Source organism: Halalkalibacter alkalisediminis (assembly GCF_028610705.1).
Taxonomy (GTDB): domain Bacteria; phylum Bacillota; class Bacilli; order Bacillales; family Bacillaceae_D; genus Halalkalibacter; species Halalkalibacter alkalisediminis.
In genome coordinates, this window is sequence record NZ_JAQQWT010000002.1 from 399156 (window position 1) to 413983 (window position 14828).

The window sequence follows — 14828 nt, forward strand, 5'->3', positions numbered from 1 at the left end:
TAACTTTTACTCAACTGCCCCCGACTGTATGATGTCCAATTGAACCGTCACATTAAATTCAACCGTTGGGTATATCTCATTCTTCCATTTTTCAGGTTCCCAATTTCTAGTCGTGCTACGAAAGGTTTCTCCAATTCCAACAGGATCTATACCATTATCTCGAAATTGTATTAATAGTTCTTCAGCACGGTTAGCTAATTGCTCTTCAATGGAAGATTCAATTTCATCAATAATCTCACCCTCTTCTAAATTTTCTTCTCCATCATAGTCATCAATTGCTCCATCCATTTTAATGTTAAAATGAAATTTAGGTCTATCACCGGCTTTATCCACTCTTCTTTTTGCCTCACTATTAATATTTTCTATCACGACAAAATTAGCATTTTCTCCATTTAATATTTCGAACTGTTTCGTAGCTTGCCTAATAGGTTCTTTCACAACTTTTAAAATAAACGAGTCATCATGGTCCAGTTTCGAATGTAATTTTTCACCTAAAAATAAAGCAGTCCCCCATATAGTAGAGCCTTCTTCTGATTGTCTTAGAAATGGTAAATGTGGATCTCTTCCATCATTATAAAGACTAAACAAAAATTGATGCATATTGGTAGATGGTAAGATGCTTAAATCCATGTTGTGTTCAATTAAATCAGGTAAATAAACTCCTGCTAATTCACCACTTTCACCCGGTTGTAAATGGGCACTAGCGTCATCTCCTTCAGCAATCGCAAGGAAAATCCGATTTCCCACTGAAGGATCCCTATACATAGCATCTATGTACGTTTCTATACCTTGCTCCGCTAATTGCTCGCTGAACAATAACACGCGAAGTTGCCCGAAAACAATTGGTTTTTGACTACGTTTGCTTAAAATAATCCTTGCCCCTTTTGTCGTTTCACCAGTTGCTGAAATCAAACTATCTTCTAATTTGTTTTCTGCTCCATCCTCAGGAAAAGTTGGAAAGTTTGCTGTTAATTTAATTTGGTTATCTTCTGTTAAATCAAAGGATGCCGCTCGAACCATAGACACTTCGTCTACAATATTTGTGTCTAAGCAACCAGTTAGCAGCAAAGCAGACAAAAGAGCAACGAAACTAGAGGTTAGTCGCATGTTCATGATTTCTCCTCCTTACTTTTAAGGTAATTGCTTGAAGAATGACAAGTAATGGAATATAAACAAAAACCATATAAAAACCGATTTCACCAATCCATTCACTAAATACACTCACTTCTTGCCTCGTAGGAAGTAGCATGACGATTGTGACCATAATCACAATTGCAACACCTAATGCAAGACGCTGATTCACTGAGAAAGCTCTTTTCGCACAACGGCTCGCCCCCCATAATGCTAACGCAATATTCGGTGCAATAAAAAACATCCATAAGGATATACCTACGTATTCAAAACGTTCCAAAAAAGGCAATTGAACGACTTTAAATAACGTTAAAGTCGCCCATATTGTTTTATTTAGTTGTTCTTCACTATAAAACGCTAGGCTAACAAACATAAGAGCCGTATAGGAAATGTTCGTAGCAGCAGCTCCAAATTGAGCCCACTTTTGACTCAACTCTCGTTTCTTCAAAAATGGATAATAAAGCAATAGCAACTCAAACCCTAAGTAGCTAAGTGACGTGTCCTTCGCTCCTAATGCCAGCTCTTTCAATGAATGTTTTAAAATGGGTAACATATTAATAAAATTGGCAAATTCCAGAGGTAACAAGAGTATAGGTGATATCACAATAGGTATAACTACTCCAAGAAACATTAAGCCAACTACCGTTCGAAAACCTCCAGTTACAACATAATAGAAAAAAAATCCAGCAACGATTGCTATTGACCATGTCGGTAAATCAGGAAACATCCACACCTGAACAATTTCTATATAAGCTCTAAGGACAGTTGTTGCCAAAGCGACGAAATAAAAACAAACTAGTAGGCTCAGAGCATTCCCTACCCACTTTCCAAAGATCTGTCGATGTATCGTGATTAGATCACCATCTGCACGTTTTAATAAAATATACATACAGGCAATGATTAGGTGAACAACTGCACCTGCGATTAAAACAGAGATCCACCCATCGTAACCAGCTGACTTGACAACTGTTCGTTGGAAACCAAGTACACCAACCCCCACTTGCATTCCATGAATGAGAAAGAAGGTTAGAAAACCGGACACTAAATATTGTTCTTTGATAGGCTTATCCATTCCTTACACCTCCTTTATTCGTCAATATCTTTTTTCTTCTGTGCCCTCGAAAAATTAAAGCGCCCTTTATCATTAGGTCTTAAATAAACAGGCCGTGACGACATCCAATTAAAGGGGAGCCTGACGAATGCGTCACGCCAGTCTCTAAACCTTGGTGGAAATAAAGGTTCTAAGTACGGTCTTCCTAACGATGTTAAGTTAAGTAAATGAACGACTGTATACAATACACAAAAAGCTACCCCGATACCACCTAGAAAAGCAGCAGTTAAAATAAAAGGGAATCTGATCAGACGGATCGTGTTGCCCATTTGATAAACAGGTGTGGTAAATGAAGCTAAAGCGGCTAAGGCAACAATAATCAATAAAATATTACTTGTAAGACCAGCCTCAACTGATGCTTGTCCAATTACAATTCCTCCAACAATACCAATGGTTTGACCTACTTTTGTAGGTAAACGCGCTCCGGCTTCCCTTAACAATTCAATGGTTAATTCAAGAAAGATGGCTTCAAGGATTGGGGGGAATGGAATATTGCTTCTTGATGCAATAATTGTTGAAAGTAAGTCCCTCGGTATTAGCTCATAATGAAATGTAAGGACGGCAACGTAGATAGGAGTAGATAAAACAGAAAACATTACAGCAAAGAAACGCAACAAACGAACAGAAGTCGCTATTTGCCATGGAAGGTAATAATCCTCTAACGAAGAAAAGAATTCAACCAATGTTGCAGGCCCCAATATCGCTTCAGGAGAGCCATCAGCCAAAAAAGCTACCTTCCCTTCCGCTAATACAGCGGCGACTCGTTCTGGTCTTTCTGTATTAATTAATTGCGGGAAAATGGACATAGAATTATCTGTAATCATCTGTGCAAGACTACTTGAATCAATGACTTGATCAAATTCAATATCTTTTAACCTTTGCTCCATCGTACGTAAATTATCTTGATCGACAAGTCCATCTATATAAAGAACGGCTACACGCGTTTGAGTCACCTTGCCTAATTTAAATTCATTTATTTGTAACTGAGGAAGCGGCAAACGTTTACGAATAAGATTAATATTCGTTTCAATGGACTCAATAAAAGATTCTTGCGGTCCCGCCACACTAAACTCTGTTTCCGGCTTTGCTACAGCCCGGTTTGAATCCAGTGCCGCATCGATGACCGCACACTTAGATGGATTATTCCCCTCATAAATGATAATAGAACCGTGCAACACTTTTTCTTTTAAATCTTTAGCTGTATCAATTATTTCTTTATCTTGAATTGGAATGTTAGGTAGGATCTCCTTAAGATTCTGTTCCTTAGCACTCGTCACATATGGAAGAAGGTCACGGTTTAGACGATCACTATCAATCATTGTCTGAAAGTAACCAACGTTAAATGTCTTTGTTTCTTTTTTTAATGGATGGATAACGAAGTCGCTAGATTTCAAAAACACATCCAAAACGTCTTTTATGGTCTCTTTTCGGCTATCTCTCAATTGCTTATACAACCATTTACCGAGCATCACTCTTCCCCCTTCCGTTCCAAACTTTGTCTATTTTAGTATGAAATGAATGAAGAGAATTATGCAGTTGAACGAATAGATTGGTTAAAAGACATAAAAAAAAGTATAAACTGGCTACTTAATTGTAGTTTCGCTTATACCTGAAGGCTATTAGTGCGTATGGACAGAAACTTGAATTTCTCCACGATTTAAATCAACATGTGAGCGAATTAAAACAGGAAATGAATTAGAATTTTTAAATTTGAAGTCTGGGCCTCCCCAAGAAACCGTTGCATCCCTTCCTTCTGGAACGTAACCAATCTCACGTGAATGGGTATAACGTTCAATCATCTCTAAACCGGCATGATCAACCGCATTAAATAAAGTAGACGACGTTTGACAAATTCCTCCGCCAATCCCCATAACAAATTCTTTATTGACGATTTCTTTAGCCTCTTGATAACCTCGCTCTCTTGTCCGTTCCCCAACGGTTTGATTAAAGGAAAACGAGTCGCCAGGTCCAAGGATGATACCTGAGATCGCTTCTGAAGATAACAATACGTTCTTAGCACGACCGGTTACAGAAGGATTAAAGTATGTGGTGTATTCAGCAAGTTTCTTATTTTCAATTCCTTGCAAGTCATTCTCGCTGACAGCAGGTTCTGTTACATAAATAGGTAGCACTAATTCCTTCGTTCCAACCTCTAACTCTAGTAACTGGTCCATCAGCTCTTGTTCAGACAAAATCACTCGCTCTTTTCCAGGAATGAATTCACCGTTTGGCTTTAAACGAGGATTTTCCATTGGAGTATCAATCTGCCTCGCTAAATCACTAACTAATTGACGAAGGGACTCTTCGTCAACTTGTTGGGAAAATAAATATCCATAGTCATTCATCGAAACGGTATGAACTGCTTTGTTCCATTCATCTTTTAATTGTACGGGCCAATAAACAGGTGGTTTCTCTTTCGTCTCACTTACAAAATATGAAGAATGAACCGATACTACTTTAGGATCCTCTGCCCACACGGAATTCGTACAACCAGCAAGGAACAACAAAGGTACAATTAACAACTTTTTTTTCATCAATCTTCCCCCTCTAAAACATGAACACCCTTCAATATATGAATTCGCCTTTTAAAAATACCATATAATTACATCTTTTTATATGATTAAATTTCAAAAAAAGTTGACTTTAAAGGTGAGGATCCAAACCTTTAAAGTCAACCCATTATTGTTATTATTTCTTTCTTTTTCCGTCCCTAAAAACAATGGCACTTCGCTCATATTCAACATCTTTCACTTGCAGACGATGATTTACAACTCTGGCAATGGCAAAGAAATAATCAGAGAGACGGTTCACATACTTTAGAACAATCGGGTTACATACATCTGCTTCCCGGTGAAGTTTTGCGACATGCCTTTCCGCACGTCTTGTCACGGTGCGGCAAACATGAAGAGTTGAAGCAGGCACAGTACCTCCTGGTAAAATAAATCGCTCTAATTCTGGTGCTTCCTTAATATATTCGTCAATTCGCTCTTCCAGAAAATCGATGATTTCTTGCTTTGCTTTATAAGGGTGGACTTCTGATACTTTCACCATCGCTAAATCCCCACCACAGTCAAACAATTCATGTTGAATTTTGACTAGCTCGTTTCTAATATCAGGGAACAGATTTTCATCTAATTGAGTAAGAGCTATCCCAATGAATGAATTTAATTCATCTGTTGTCCCGTAAGCAACCACTCTTATATCGTCTTTGTCTAGTCTTCCTCCTATTACACTCGTTTTCCCTTCATCGCCAGTTCTTGTATATAGTTTCATTATAGAAACCTCCTATTATTTTAACTGCTCATTTAAGCCATACCAAATGACATCTACTCGGTTTGCCTGTCTAGCTACGTCTTGAAAGCACCAACCAACAAGGTCTCGATAACGTCTTGCTCCCTCATCAGTTGGTACAATCCCTTTTCCGATGTCCGTTCCTATTATGCTAAGATTGAAACCATTATCGATCTGTTCCCATTTTAGCCATGTTACGAGCCACTCTTGAAAGCTCTCCCTAGGCTTTTCCTTCCCAAGAAACGTACGAATGAAAGCTTCTAATCCAAAAATGATGACGTTACCATTATTTGTATTCAACGGTACAATGTTTGATTCACTATAACCATTGTACCATTTGATTGAATCATCACTACTTAAAAACTCAAGTGCCCATCTATTTTTGCCATGATAGGCTCCTCCTGTAATGAAATGAATGTTGATCCCCTCCTTACATCTAAAAGGTTTCCACTTAATTGAAATCTAGCATTAATCGGTACATCCCATTCAAAAAAAGCTCGTTTAATGGGTGAGAACATAGAAAGCCATTGCCTCACGACTCCTCCATGACAAACGATTGTGACATGTTTGACTTTTTTTTCTTCTATTATGTCTAGCATCTCAAAAAAAGCTTCATTTGTACGCGTTTGAAATTGTTGAAAGCTTTCCCCATTTGGAGGAGTCACCTTTTCAGGATCGTCGAGCCACCTTTGATAATGCTCTAACCCTTTCAATTGCTCATACGTTTTCCCTTCCCAATCCCCAAAATCAAACTCTCTTAATTTATAGAAAGGGATGAGAGAGTTATTAGGAAACAAGAGTTGGGCCGTTTGTTGACTCCTTAGCAAATCACTTGTAAAAAGAAGCTCAGTCTTGTGCTTGGATATAGAAGGAATTCGAGATAACACTTCGATTCTCCCCCGCTCTGATAAAGGGAGATCATGCCACCCTAAATACCGCTTCTCTTCATTAAATGATGTTAATCCATGTCTTATAAGAGTAAGAACCAAAGAATTCCCCATAGGAATGTCTCCCCTCCTTCCGCACCTGCTCCGATGGTGTCACCCGTAATGCCAGCAAGCTGATCATTGACCCATTTCTTCCAAATTACTAAAAAGAAAACTGCAGCTAAAAGTAACGAGATTAAACTTGGAGAAACGACAAGTAAAAGAAGAGCCAAACCTATTGTCCAAATTAAATAAATAATGACCATAACTTTAGTTTTTGCAGGTTGAAGCGCTGCTGCCATTCCTTCTGCTCTTGCAAACTTACTTTGTAAAACCTGCCAACCAAGCATCAGCCTAACGAGAGTGTAGATAACTATTACAGCCAAAACAGTTGAAGGAGTGGCTACTTTTACAATTTCTAACATAAAAATAAAACGCCATCCTACCACAAACAGCAAGGCTAACACACCAAATGTTCCAACTCTCGGATCCTTCATAATCTCTAATTTCTGCTCACGACTTCTTCTTGAAAAGACAGCATCGTGAAAATCAGCCCAGCCATCAAGATGCAAGCCTCCTGAAAACAAGATCGAGAAAGTTAAGAGCCATCCTACTAAAACAAATGGAGAAATAGATGTGTATTCTGTGAAAATAAACCATTGTAGAGCCATTAATGTGCCAAGTATGAGCCCAACTAACGGGTACGCACTAACAGATGCTTTTGCCCTCTCATCATCCCACTCAATTTGCTTTCTGATCGGAACCGTTGTTAATAGCTGGAAAGCTAGCATCGTTCCATCAACCCAGATTCTCAGCTTATGTTTCATTGTTCCACTCCCTCATACGCTGCAGGAGTTCATCAACGTTTAATTCTTGCTCTAACCAATCAGCTAACTCATCATAAGCTCGAGTACGTACCTCACTAAATGATTTTTTTTGTTTCTTTTTTAGACCTCGCTTTAGGCGAAGCCGATTCAACCACCAAGTACGCCATTCATCATTATGAAAGAGATGCTGAAAATAAGTTCCTATAATTTGACCACTACGAAGAAAGATTCCTGCTTCTCGCTCTCCCACTTTTAGGAAAGAACTAGAAGCCTCATCAAGCTTTTTCGTTAAACCTAAATGAATCTCAAAACCTTTCACTCGTAAAAGTGAGGTTAAATCACCAGGAATAAATGCCCCAATAGATTGACTTGTACACTTCTCATTTTTAAACCTAGTCTCAACTGGGATTAGACCCAACCCATTTACTTTCGTACCAGGTGTTCCTGTATCAGAACCCACCTCATCTATGATATATGAATTATTGGGTATATTTTGAGATTTAAAAGGTGCCACTTTGATTCCTCTATTAACTAACGCCCGGCAAAGAGCTGTACATATCAAACTTTTCCCGACATCTGAGGAAGTTCCTTGTATCATGATTCCAACCATGATCCCTCTCCTCCTTTTTTAAAACAGGGCAATCCATGTTCAACTAATATAGCTTCAGAAGCTAAGGAAACAATAAATTGATGGAGTCTGCCTAGTAGTTTCATGTAAACATTTGTGCCTAGTTCCTTCACTGGTAGATCGTAGGATACCTCATTTGAAACAACGAAGACAGAATATGAAGAAACAGCCATCTCTGTAAACAACCGCTTCATTTTCATCTCTAGCTCTCTTATAAAATCGTTGCTCTTCCATTTCTCTTGATTTATCTCCCAGCCTACAAATAATTCATTGCTTAAAAGGGTGGTAAGACAGTCTAATAGAATGACATCTCCTTCTTGAAACTTAGGCAAAAGCTCGTCAATCTCTCTTGATTGTTCATAAACTTGCCAATTTGCACCACTCTTAGCTCTTTGATGTTGATGCTTTTCTACTCTTGCTTTCATTTCACGGTCATATATATGACTCGTGGCAATATAATAGAGTCGGTCATGTTTTTTCCTAGAAAGTAGGTTGAGAGCGCGCGTTTCTGCATACTCACTCTTTCCACTTCTAACTCCACCTGTTATAAAAAGAATCATCTTTTCCTCCACATAGCTAAAGCATCCATCAGTTGATCATTATTTTCCCTCGTCTTTACTGCTAAACGTAGATACCGTCCATCTAATCCATTGAAATTGTATGTATGGCGAGCTATGATTCCTTTTTCTAAAAGAAAAACAAGTAAAGGCATCAAATCTTTTCGATCGCGTTCCGCAAGTAAATAGAAATTAACAACAGAATCCGAAACAAAAAAATCAAGATCGTTTAACACGCTTGTGACACGTCTACGCTCTTGATGAATATTCAATAGCGTTTGTTCGACAAATGCATCTTCTTTGAGTAAAGAAAGACCGACTTGCTGAGCGATTCCATTCACACTCCATGTAGGTTGTCGTATTCTTAGCTTCGTAATTAAGTCTGAATTTGCTAAAAGATAGCCAAGCCTAATACCGGCAATAGCAAACATCTTCGTTAAAGAGCGAATGATTACTAAAGTCGAAAATCGATTTACTAGCTGATGGAGACCACAATCTGCTTCAGTAAAATCATAAAAAGCTTCGTCTAGTACCACATAAACTCCTTGTTTTTCCGCCGCTTCTATTAAATGAATGATTTCTTCCTTGTGATAGCTGACGCCAGTTGGGTTATTCGGTGAACATAAAAAAAGGACATCGATGTCTGAAATGGAAGAAAGAACCATATTAACATCGAGATGCCAAGGTGAAGATAACACGATAGATGTCACGTTACACTCAAAAGCCTCGCATGCATCTCGGTACTCAGAAAAAGCAGGTTCGACAATCGCCACTCGCTTTCCTTGAAAGAAATTTGCTAGTAGAAAAATCAGCTCAGCTGCTCCATTGCCTACTAAAATGTTTTTTGTAGGTATCATAGTAAACTGTGCTAGTTTGCTCGTTAACTCTGTCACATGCGGATCAGGATAATTAGTCATCGTTTTAGTAAAGTCTGTGTTTAGAAATTGTATAACAGCTGAAGGTGGGCCATATGGATTTGTATTCTCACTGAAATCGATGAGATCATTTGGTATCTGTTTCCCAAGAGCCTCTATTAATTGTTTAGGATTAGCCCCATGGTTAGGTAAAAACATAGAATATACTTCCCCCTAAAAGTAGCATAAGTGTAAACACATAAGTTGTCCTGAGCATAATGAGGTTCGTTTCCTCAATATGTAGGGACCTAAGAGTCACAAGATCATCACCCATTTTAGCTCGATTTGAAACAACACCTTGATATGTATTTATTCCTCCAAGTTGAATGCCAAGAAGGGCAGCTACAGCTGCTTCTCCCCAACCACTATTTGGACTCGGGTGTTTTCTCGCATCTCTTTTAACAATTGCCCAGCACTCGCTCTTTGAGCGATTAAGCTTCGGTTTTGTGCAAAACACCATAATAAAGCCTGTTACTCTACTAGGAACCCAATTTAGTAAATCATCGCATTTAGCTGATGCCCATCCAAAATCACTATAGCGTTCATTCTTATATCCCACCATTGAATCACATGTATTTACAAAACGATACAACATCGCAAGTGGCGCTCCCCCTATTAACGCAAAAAACAAAGGAGCAGTCACTCCATCACTCGTATTCTCAGCGACCGTTTCCACAGTCGCACGTGTGATCTCTTCCTCGTTCAGTGAGTCCGTATCTCTTCCAACAATATAGGAAAGTTTCTTTCTTGCTTCATCAAACTCTCCTTTTTTAAGTGGAACAGCTACTTCATCTGCAGCCTGTTTTAATCCTTTTGATGCAATCGTTGTAGAGATTAACCATGCTTCTAGTAATATTCCGACATATAGATGGATTTGATAGGCCATTTGTACAAGGAAAATGGTTAAAGTTAGGACCGCTATGGCAAGAGCACCTACCATGAACAACCCTTTTGCTTTTCGATGATTCTCTTTATTCAATAGTCGTTCTGTGATTGAGATGAGTTTGCCAAATCCAACTACGGGATGTGGAATAAAACGGGGATCACCAATCATTCTATCTATCACAACAGCTAGTAATAACGCAACTAGATGAGACATTATAACGATTCTCTCCGTATTTTATTGCGTTTAATAGCGTCTCTTGTACCTTTGTACACTAACCTTGCTATTTCCTTACCAAGCGGTGTAATGGTGCCCGCATAAGGATAACGAACTCCTGATTGGCTTGAAGCAATTAATACGCTGTCTGTTGACGTCCCTGTTGCGATTGTTCCACTGACCGAATCTATTACATGTTCATCATGGAGTGCTTTTGCCTTTGCTTCTGTAACGGTCATCACCGCTTGAATATACGCAGCTTCTGGTAAATTTCCTTCAATAAACACCCAGATGTTAATTGTTCCCATTACTGGAATCCAATCGGCTTGTTGATGAGCTGTTGCCGCATCAACAGCATTTGAGACACCTGCACTAATCATGACATAAATAGCAGGAGAAGACGGTTTAGAAATGAGAATAGAAGCATCTTCGAGAAAAGCGGCGGTCATCATACCTAGCGTATCGTTAGGGTCAAGGCCTTTCTCCCTCAGATACTGCCCATATTCCATTTCAACATTATCAGCACTATAATTTTTATCAACATGACGGTTAACAAATTGATGATGCCAACGAAATCCAGCTCCAATTACAGCAGATGATAGCGTCTTCCATTTTTGACTGCTTTCTATTTTAATCCATTCATGCAGGCGTTCAACCTTTAGATCTTTAATCACTGCAAAGTCTTCAGTCCGCTCTGGAGTAAACGTAATTAAAGGACTTGGAACAGCTGGATGCTCCTTGCGCTGAAGGGATGTTTGGTAAACACCTTCTAGCTGCTTTTCTTCCATTACATCAACAGGAGTCCCTAAAGCAACAGAGGATCCTTCATTCAATAAAAGAACACGGTCACAATAAAGGCTAGCCATATTCAAATCATGTAAAACGGCAATAACGGTTAGCTTGCGCTCATGTGACCATTGTTTTAACGAATTGAGCAAGCCCATTTGATGAGAAATATCTAGGTGATTCGTTGGTTCATCTAACAAAAGAATATCCGGTTCTTGAGCAAGTGCCCTTGCTAATAAAACACGTTGGCGCTCTCCACCACTTAATTGCTGCAATGGCTTCGTTCTAAATTGATACGTGTCTGTTTGAAGTAATGCTTGTGTGATCATGTCTTCATCACGCTTTGAAATCCCTTGAAGCCAACCTTTTTGATGAGGATACCTCCCTAACGCAACGACATCCCAAACCGAGTAGGAAAAAGCCGTATCCGATTCTTGCGGCAAAACAGCAAGCTTCCTAGCTAACTCTTTTGATTGATACGCACTTAAGTCGCGGTGATCGATCATGATCTCTCCTTCTTTTGGGATGATCCCCCCACCAATCGCTTTTAATAAACTTGTCTTTCCACTTCCATTGGGACCGATAATTCCAAACATCTCACCTTGATTTACTTCAAAAGAAAGGTTGTTGACAACTTTTTCTTGTCCATATTGTATCGTTATATTCTGACATGTAATCAACGTTTTGCCTCCTTCCATTTTTTATTTAAGTCGACGTTGTCTTAATAAAATTAAGGCAAAGACAGGAGCTCCAATAATTGATGTAATGACACCTATTGGCAATTCAGTTGGGGCAATTATGGTCCGCGCAACAAGGTCGGTAAGAGCTAAAAATCCTGCACCGACAAACATAGATAAAGGCAAAAGATGACGATGGTCAGACCCCCAAATCAATCTTGTTAAATGAGGAATAACTAGTCCAACAAACCCAACCGTTCCTGAAACAGCAACTGCACCACCTGTTAAAGTAGTCGCACCTATTAGGATTAATATTTTCCGCAAAGCAATATTCACCCCTAATTGTCTCGCTGTTTCCTCACCAAAAGCCATCGCATTTAACTCATGGCGGTTAAAAAACAACAAGAGAAAACCAATGACAAAACAAGGAACAATCATCCATATAAATGGCCAGCCCCTCATTGCTACACTCCCCATTAACCAACCGATAATCTGCCTTAGCTCTTCTCCAGTCAAAGCAATCATGAGCGAAATAAAGGCCCCTAAAAAGGAACTGAATATAATTCCAGCTAATATAATCGTTTCAGCAGCCATCGACCTTTGAACAACCCTTGCAAATGTAATCACCAAAAATAAGGTAAAAAAGCCAGCTAAAATACTAACAAAAGGAAGAGTAAACCTCCCAATTATAGGAAGACTAATCCCGAAAAACAAAACGGCAACTGCCCCGACCGCAGCACCAGAAGAAACTCCCAGCGTATAAGGATCAGCAAGTGGATTTTTCAAGAAACCTTGAAAAGCAGTTCCAGCCATTGCTAAACAAGCCCCAACAAACATCGCAAGAACAGCACGTGGAAAACGAATTTCCATCACAATATTAATGTGCATTGGGTCTAGTTCCACATCAAGTGGCATACGAAACAGTTCGGTTGCTAATATTTGTAGAACGGTCAGAAAGGGAAGCTCAACGCTTCCCCGACCGATACTAGTAATTAAAGCAACAAAACAAAATAGAGTGACAATCACATATGCAATTTTAATATTATTCGCCAAATACCTCTGGATAAACTGCTTTTGCAATCTGCTCGACTCCCTTAGCTAAACGTGGACCAGAACGAGTCACCTCATCTGAATCCAATTCATAAATTCTTTCATTAGCAACAGCAGGAACATCTTTCCACGCTGCACGTTCCATAACACCTTCAGCTGCATCTTCAACGTAATAACCATATGTAATTAAAATCACATCAGGATTAAAGGCTACAGCTTCTTCTTCTGTAAACATTGGCCAACCTTCTTCTTCACCAGCTGCATTTTCTGCATTAATCATTGTTAACATTTCGTCAAGAAACGTTCCTTGACCTGTCGTGTAAATTTCAGGAGCTGGACTCACTTCCACCCAAACATTTTTACGATCTTCTTCTGAAATTTCACTTGCTTTTGCTTCTATAGCAGCAAATGTTTCTTGCATATCACTAACAACTGAATCAGCTTCAGCTTTATGGCCAGTTACTTGACCAATCAATTCAATGGCATGAAAGACCTCATTAATCGATGTCGCATTATAAACGACAACGACAGGAATACCAGCATTACGAATTTGGTTTAATCCTTCTTCTGAACTATGTGCATTCGAAGCGTGAGACAAAACTAAATCAGGCGAAAGCGCTAAAACTTTCTCAACATCAAAATTCATATCTCCAACACTTTCGATATCAAGTACGGCCTCAGGATAATTATCCCAGTCGGTACGGCCAACAACAGCATCTCCTGCTCCAACAGCAAATACTGTTTCGGTTACACTTGGTATTAAAGAAACAATGCGCTCAGGTTGAGCTTCGATGATTACTTCATCTCCTAGTGCATCGGTAATGGTTAAAGGATATGAGCCATCCTCTCCCTCTTCTCCATCCGTTGGTTCTGCTTCTTCAACTTCCGTTTCAGGTGCTTGTTCTAGCTCTGTCGCTTGGTCTTGTCCACATCCAGCAACAAAGATTGCCATCAGTAGCGCAATCAACATTAATTTTAACTGCTTCATTTCTCTCTTACCCCTTTTTTCTTGTTTTCTTATCTCTCTTTGAAACGATTGATCCTATGTAACATCAGTGTTTTAAGCACTAAAAAAAGCCCTCCCTATAGGAAGAGCTTGAAAACAAAAGAGTAAACATCTCGAAAAGTTCGAATGTACATCTATTGCTTCCCCTTTTCCTCGAAGGTTTCACATCAGCGTATAGGCAGGTCTCCTGACTCATGCATCTTGATTCACTTCACCTTCCCATCCATTTAGACAGTGGTAACCGAGGTGCTTCGCATTTACAGTGGCGGGACCGTGTCGGATTTTCACCAACTTCCCTATTATCATCTAATTTACATTAAATGACCTATACGTGTTTCATATGAGATTATGATAAGTACTTTTAGTATACATTAAAACAGAAAAGTTGACAGTATTTTTTACTAAAGATAACCATTCTAGAAGTCACTGAACTTATATGAACCATAATTTTCATTCTTTCTAGAACAGACAAGGTTTACCAATTAAAAATCTATATAAATGTTTTTTAAAAATTAAAAAAAGATTGACAACAACAACCAATGTACGCTAAAGTGAAAACCAATTTCATATGTTGGAAACAGGTACTTTGAATATCCTTTCAAAGTTTAAAAGGGAATCCGGTGAAAATCCGGAGCGGTCCCGCCACTGTAATAGATGAGTTTTCGTGATACATGTCACTGGCAATCGCCGGGAAGACCCACGGAAATGATGATCCTAGAGCCAGGAGACCTGCCTGCTTCAACAACACTGTTTTTTTACCTACGGGAGATAGGGAGGTGTTAACTTTATCACAAGAATTTTTATGGATATAGTTACCTTTCTACT

General features: G+C 39.0%; 15 protein-coding genes and 2 riboswitches. All 15 genes read right to left on the minus strand.

The window, feature by feature from the left end; genetic code table 11:
• Positions 1-6 precede the first annotated feature (6 nt).
• Positions 7-1113 (minus strand): Ger(x)C family spore germination protein, encoded by a 1107-nt coding sequence (locus PQ474_RS04510; protein WP_273840834.1) that lies wholly within the window; start codon positions 1111-1113, stop codon positions 7-9.
• Entirely contained in the window at positions 1091-2203 is a 1113-nt protein-coding gene (locus tag PQ474_RS04515; protein ID WP_273840835.1) for a spore germination protein, read from the minus strand. The genes PQ474_RS04510 and PQ474_RS04515 overlap by 23 nt, the downstream gene beginning before the upstream one ends.
• 14 nt (positions 2204-2217) lie before the next feature.
• Positions 2218-3711: a spore germination protein gene (locus PQ474_RS04520; RefSeq protein ID WP_273840836.1), complete on the minus strand. Its 1494-nt coding sequence runs from the start codon at positions 3709-3711 to the stop codon at positions 2218-2220.
• A gap of 150 nt (positions 3712-3861) precedes the next feature.
• On the minus strand, positions 3862-4776 hold the full coding sequence (locus tag PQ474_RS04525) for a VanW family protein (protein WP_273840837.1): 915 nt from the start codon (positions 4774-4776) through the stop codon (positions 3862-3864).
• 154 nt (positions 4777-4930) lie between these two features.
• Positions 4931-5515, minus strand: coding sequence for a cob(I)yrinic acid a,c-diamide adenosyltransferase (locus PQ474_RS04530; RefSeq protein ID WP_273840838.1), 585 nt, complete (start codon positions 5513-5515; stop codon positions 4931-4933).
• A gap of 15 nt (positions 5516-5530) precedes the next feature.
• On the minus strand, positions 5531-5833 hold the full coding sequence (locus PQ474_RS04535; RefSeq protein ID WP_273840839.1) for a bifunctional adenosylcobinamide kinase/adenosylcobinamide-phosphate guanylyltransferase: 303 nt from the start codon (positions 5831-5833) through the stop codon (positions 5531-5533).
• Between the two features lie 56 nt (positions 5834-5889).
• Positions 5890-6534: a histidine phosphatase family protein gene (locus PQ474_RS04540; protein WP_273840840.1), complete on the minus strand. Its 645-nt coding sequence runs from the start codon at positions 6532-6534 to the stop codon at positions 5890-5892.
• The gene (cobS, locus tag PQ474_RS04545; protein WP_273840841.1) at positions 6504-7286 is read right to left on the minus strand and encodes an adenosylcobinamide-GDP ribazoletransferase; all 783 of its coding nucleotides are present in this window, start codon (positions 7284-7286) and stop codon (positions 6504-6506) included. The genes PQ474_RS04540 and cobS overlap by 31 nt, the downstream gene beginning before the upstream one ends.
• The gene (locus PQ474_RS04550; RefSeq protein WP_273840842.1) at positions 7276-7896 is read right to left on the minus strand and encodes a nucleotide-binding protein; all 621 of its coding nucleotides are present in this window, start codon (positions 7894-7896) and stop codon (positions 7276-7278) included. Before PQ474_RS04550 ends, cobS begins: the two co-directional genes overlap by 11 nt.
• Positions 7881-8474 carry a bifunctional adenosylcobinamide kinase/adenosylcobinamide-phosphate guanylyltransferase gene (locus tag PQ474_RS04555; protein WP_273840843.1) on the minus strand — a complete coding sequence of 198 codons (594 nt, stop codon included), beginning with the start codon at positions 8472-8474 and terminating at the stop codon, positions 7881-7883. Before PQ474_RS04555 ends, PQ474_RS04550 begins: the two co-directional genes overlap by 16 nt.
• Complete coding sequence (cobD, locus tag PQ474_RS04560; protein ID WP_273840844.1) at positions 8471-9544, minus strand: threonine-phosphate decarboxylase CobD; 1074 nt, start codon at positions 9542-9544, stop codon at positions 8471-8473. The genes PQ474_RS04555 and cobD overlap by 4 nt, the downstream gene beginning before the upstream one ends.
• A complete protein-coding gene (gene cbiB, locus PQ474_RS04565; RefSeq protein ID WP_273840845.1) occupies positions 9531-10484 on the minus strand; it encodes an adenosylcobinamide-phosphate synthase CbiB in 954 nt (317 codons plus the stop codon). The genes cobD and cbiB overlap by 14 nt, the downstream gene beginning before the upstream one ends.
• Positions 10484-11950, minus strand: a complete 1467-nt coding sequence (locus tag PQ474_RS04570) for a heme ABC transporter ATP-binding protein (RefSeq protein ID WP_273840846.1) — start codon at positions 11948-11950, stop codon at positions 10484-10486. Before PQ474_RS04570 ends, cbiB begins: the two co-directional genes overlap by 1 nt.
• A gap of 21 nt (positions 11951-11971) precedes the next feature.
• Entirely contained in the window at positions 11972-13027 is a 1056-nt protein-coding gene (locus PQ474_RS04575) for a FecCD family ABC transporter permease (protein ID WP_273840847.1), read from the minus strand.
• Positions 12990-13985: an ABC transporter substrate-binding protein gene (locus PQ474_RS04580; protein ID WP_273840848.1), complete on the minus strand. Its 996-nt coding sequence runs from the start codon at positions 13983-13985 to the stop codon at positions 12990-12992. Before PQ474_RS04580 ends, PQ474_RS04575 begins: the two co-directional genes overlap by 38 nt.
• A gap of 177 nt (positions 13986-14162) precedes the next feature.
• A riboswitch (cobalamin riboswitch) is annotated at positions 14163-14347 on the minus strand.
• A 218-nt stretch (positions 14348-14565) separates the two neighbouring features.
• Positions 14566-14754: riboswitch (cobalamin riboswitch) on the plus strand.
• Positions 14755-14828 lie beyond the last annotated feature (74 nt).

Excerpts from the sequence above, each read along its gene's own strand:
- PQ474_RS04510 (WP_273840834.1), bottom strand. The coding sequence starts at position 1,113 with ATGAACATGCGACTAACCTCTAGTTTCGTTGCTCTTTTGTCTGCTTTG.
- PQ474_RS04515 (WP_273840835.1), bottom strand. The coding sequence starts at position 2,203 with ATGGATAAGCCTATCAAAGAACAATATTTAGTGTCCGGTTTTCTAACC.
- PQ474_RS04520 (WP_273840836.1), bottom strand. The coding sequence starts at position 3,711 with ATGCTCGGTAAATGGTTGTATAAGCAATTGAGAGATAGCCGAAAAGAG.
- PQ474_RS04525 (WP_273840837.1), bottom strand. The coding sequence starts at position 4,776 with ATGAAAAAAAAGTTGTTAATTGTACCTTTGTTGTTCCTTGCTGGTTGT.
- PQ474_RS04530 (WP_273840838.1), bottom strand. The coding sequence starts at position 5,515 with ATGAAACTATATACAAGAACTGGCGATGAAGGGAAAACGAGTGTAATA.
- PQ474_RS04540 (WP_273840840.1), bottom strand. The coding sequence starts at position 6,534 with ATGGGGAATTCTTTGGTTCTTACTCTTATAAGACATGGATTAACATCA.
- cobS (WP_273840841.1), bottom strand. The coding sequence starts at position 7,286 with ATGAAACATAAGCTGAGAATCTGGGTTGATGGAACGATGCTAGCTTTC.
- PQ474_RS04550 (WP_273840842.1), bottom strand. The coding sequence starts at position 7,896 with ATGGTTGGAATCATGATACAAGGAACTTCCTCAGATGTCGGGAAAAGT.
- PQ474_RS04555 (WP_273840843.1), bottom strand. The coding sequence starts at position 8,474 with ATGATTCTTTTTATAACAGGTGGAGTTAGAAGTGGAAAGAGTGAGTAT.
- cobD (WP_273840844.1), bottom strand. The coding sequence starts at position 9,544 with ATGTTTTTACCTAACCATGGGGCTAATCCTAAACAATTAATAGAGGCT.
- cbiB (WP_273840845.1), bottom strand. The coding sequence starts at position 10,484 with ATGTCTCATCTAGTTGCGTTATTACTAGCTGTTGTGATAGATAGAATG.
- PQ474_RS04580 (WP_273840848.1), bottom strand. The coding sequence starts at position 13,985 with ATGAAGCAGTTAAAATTAATGTTGATTGCGCTACTGATGGCAATCTTT.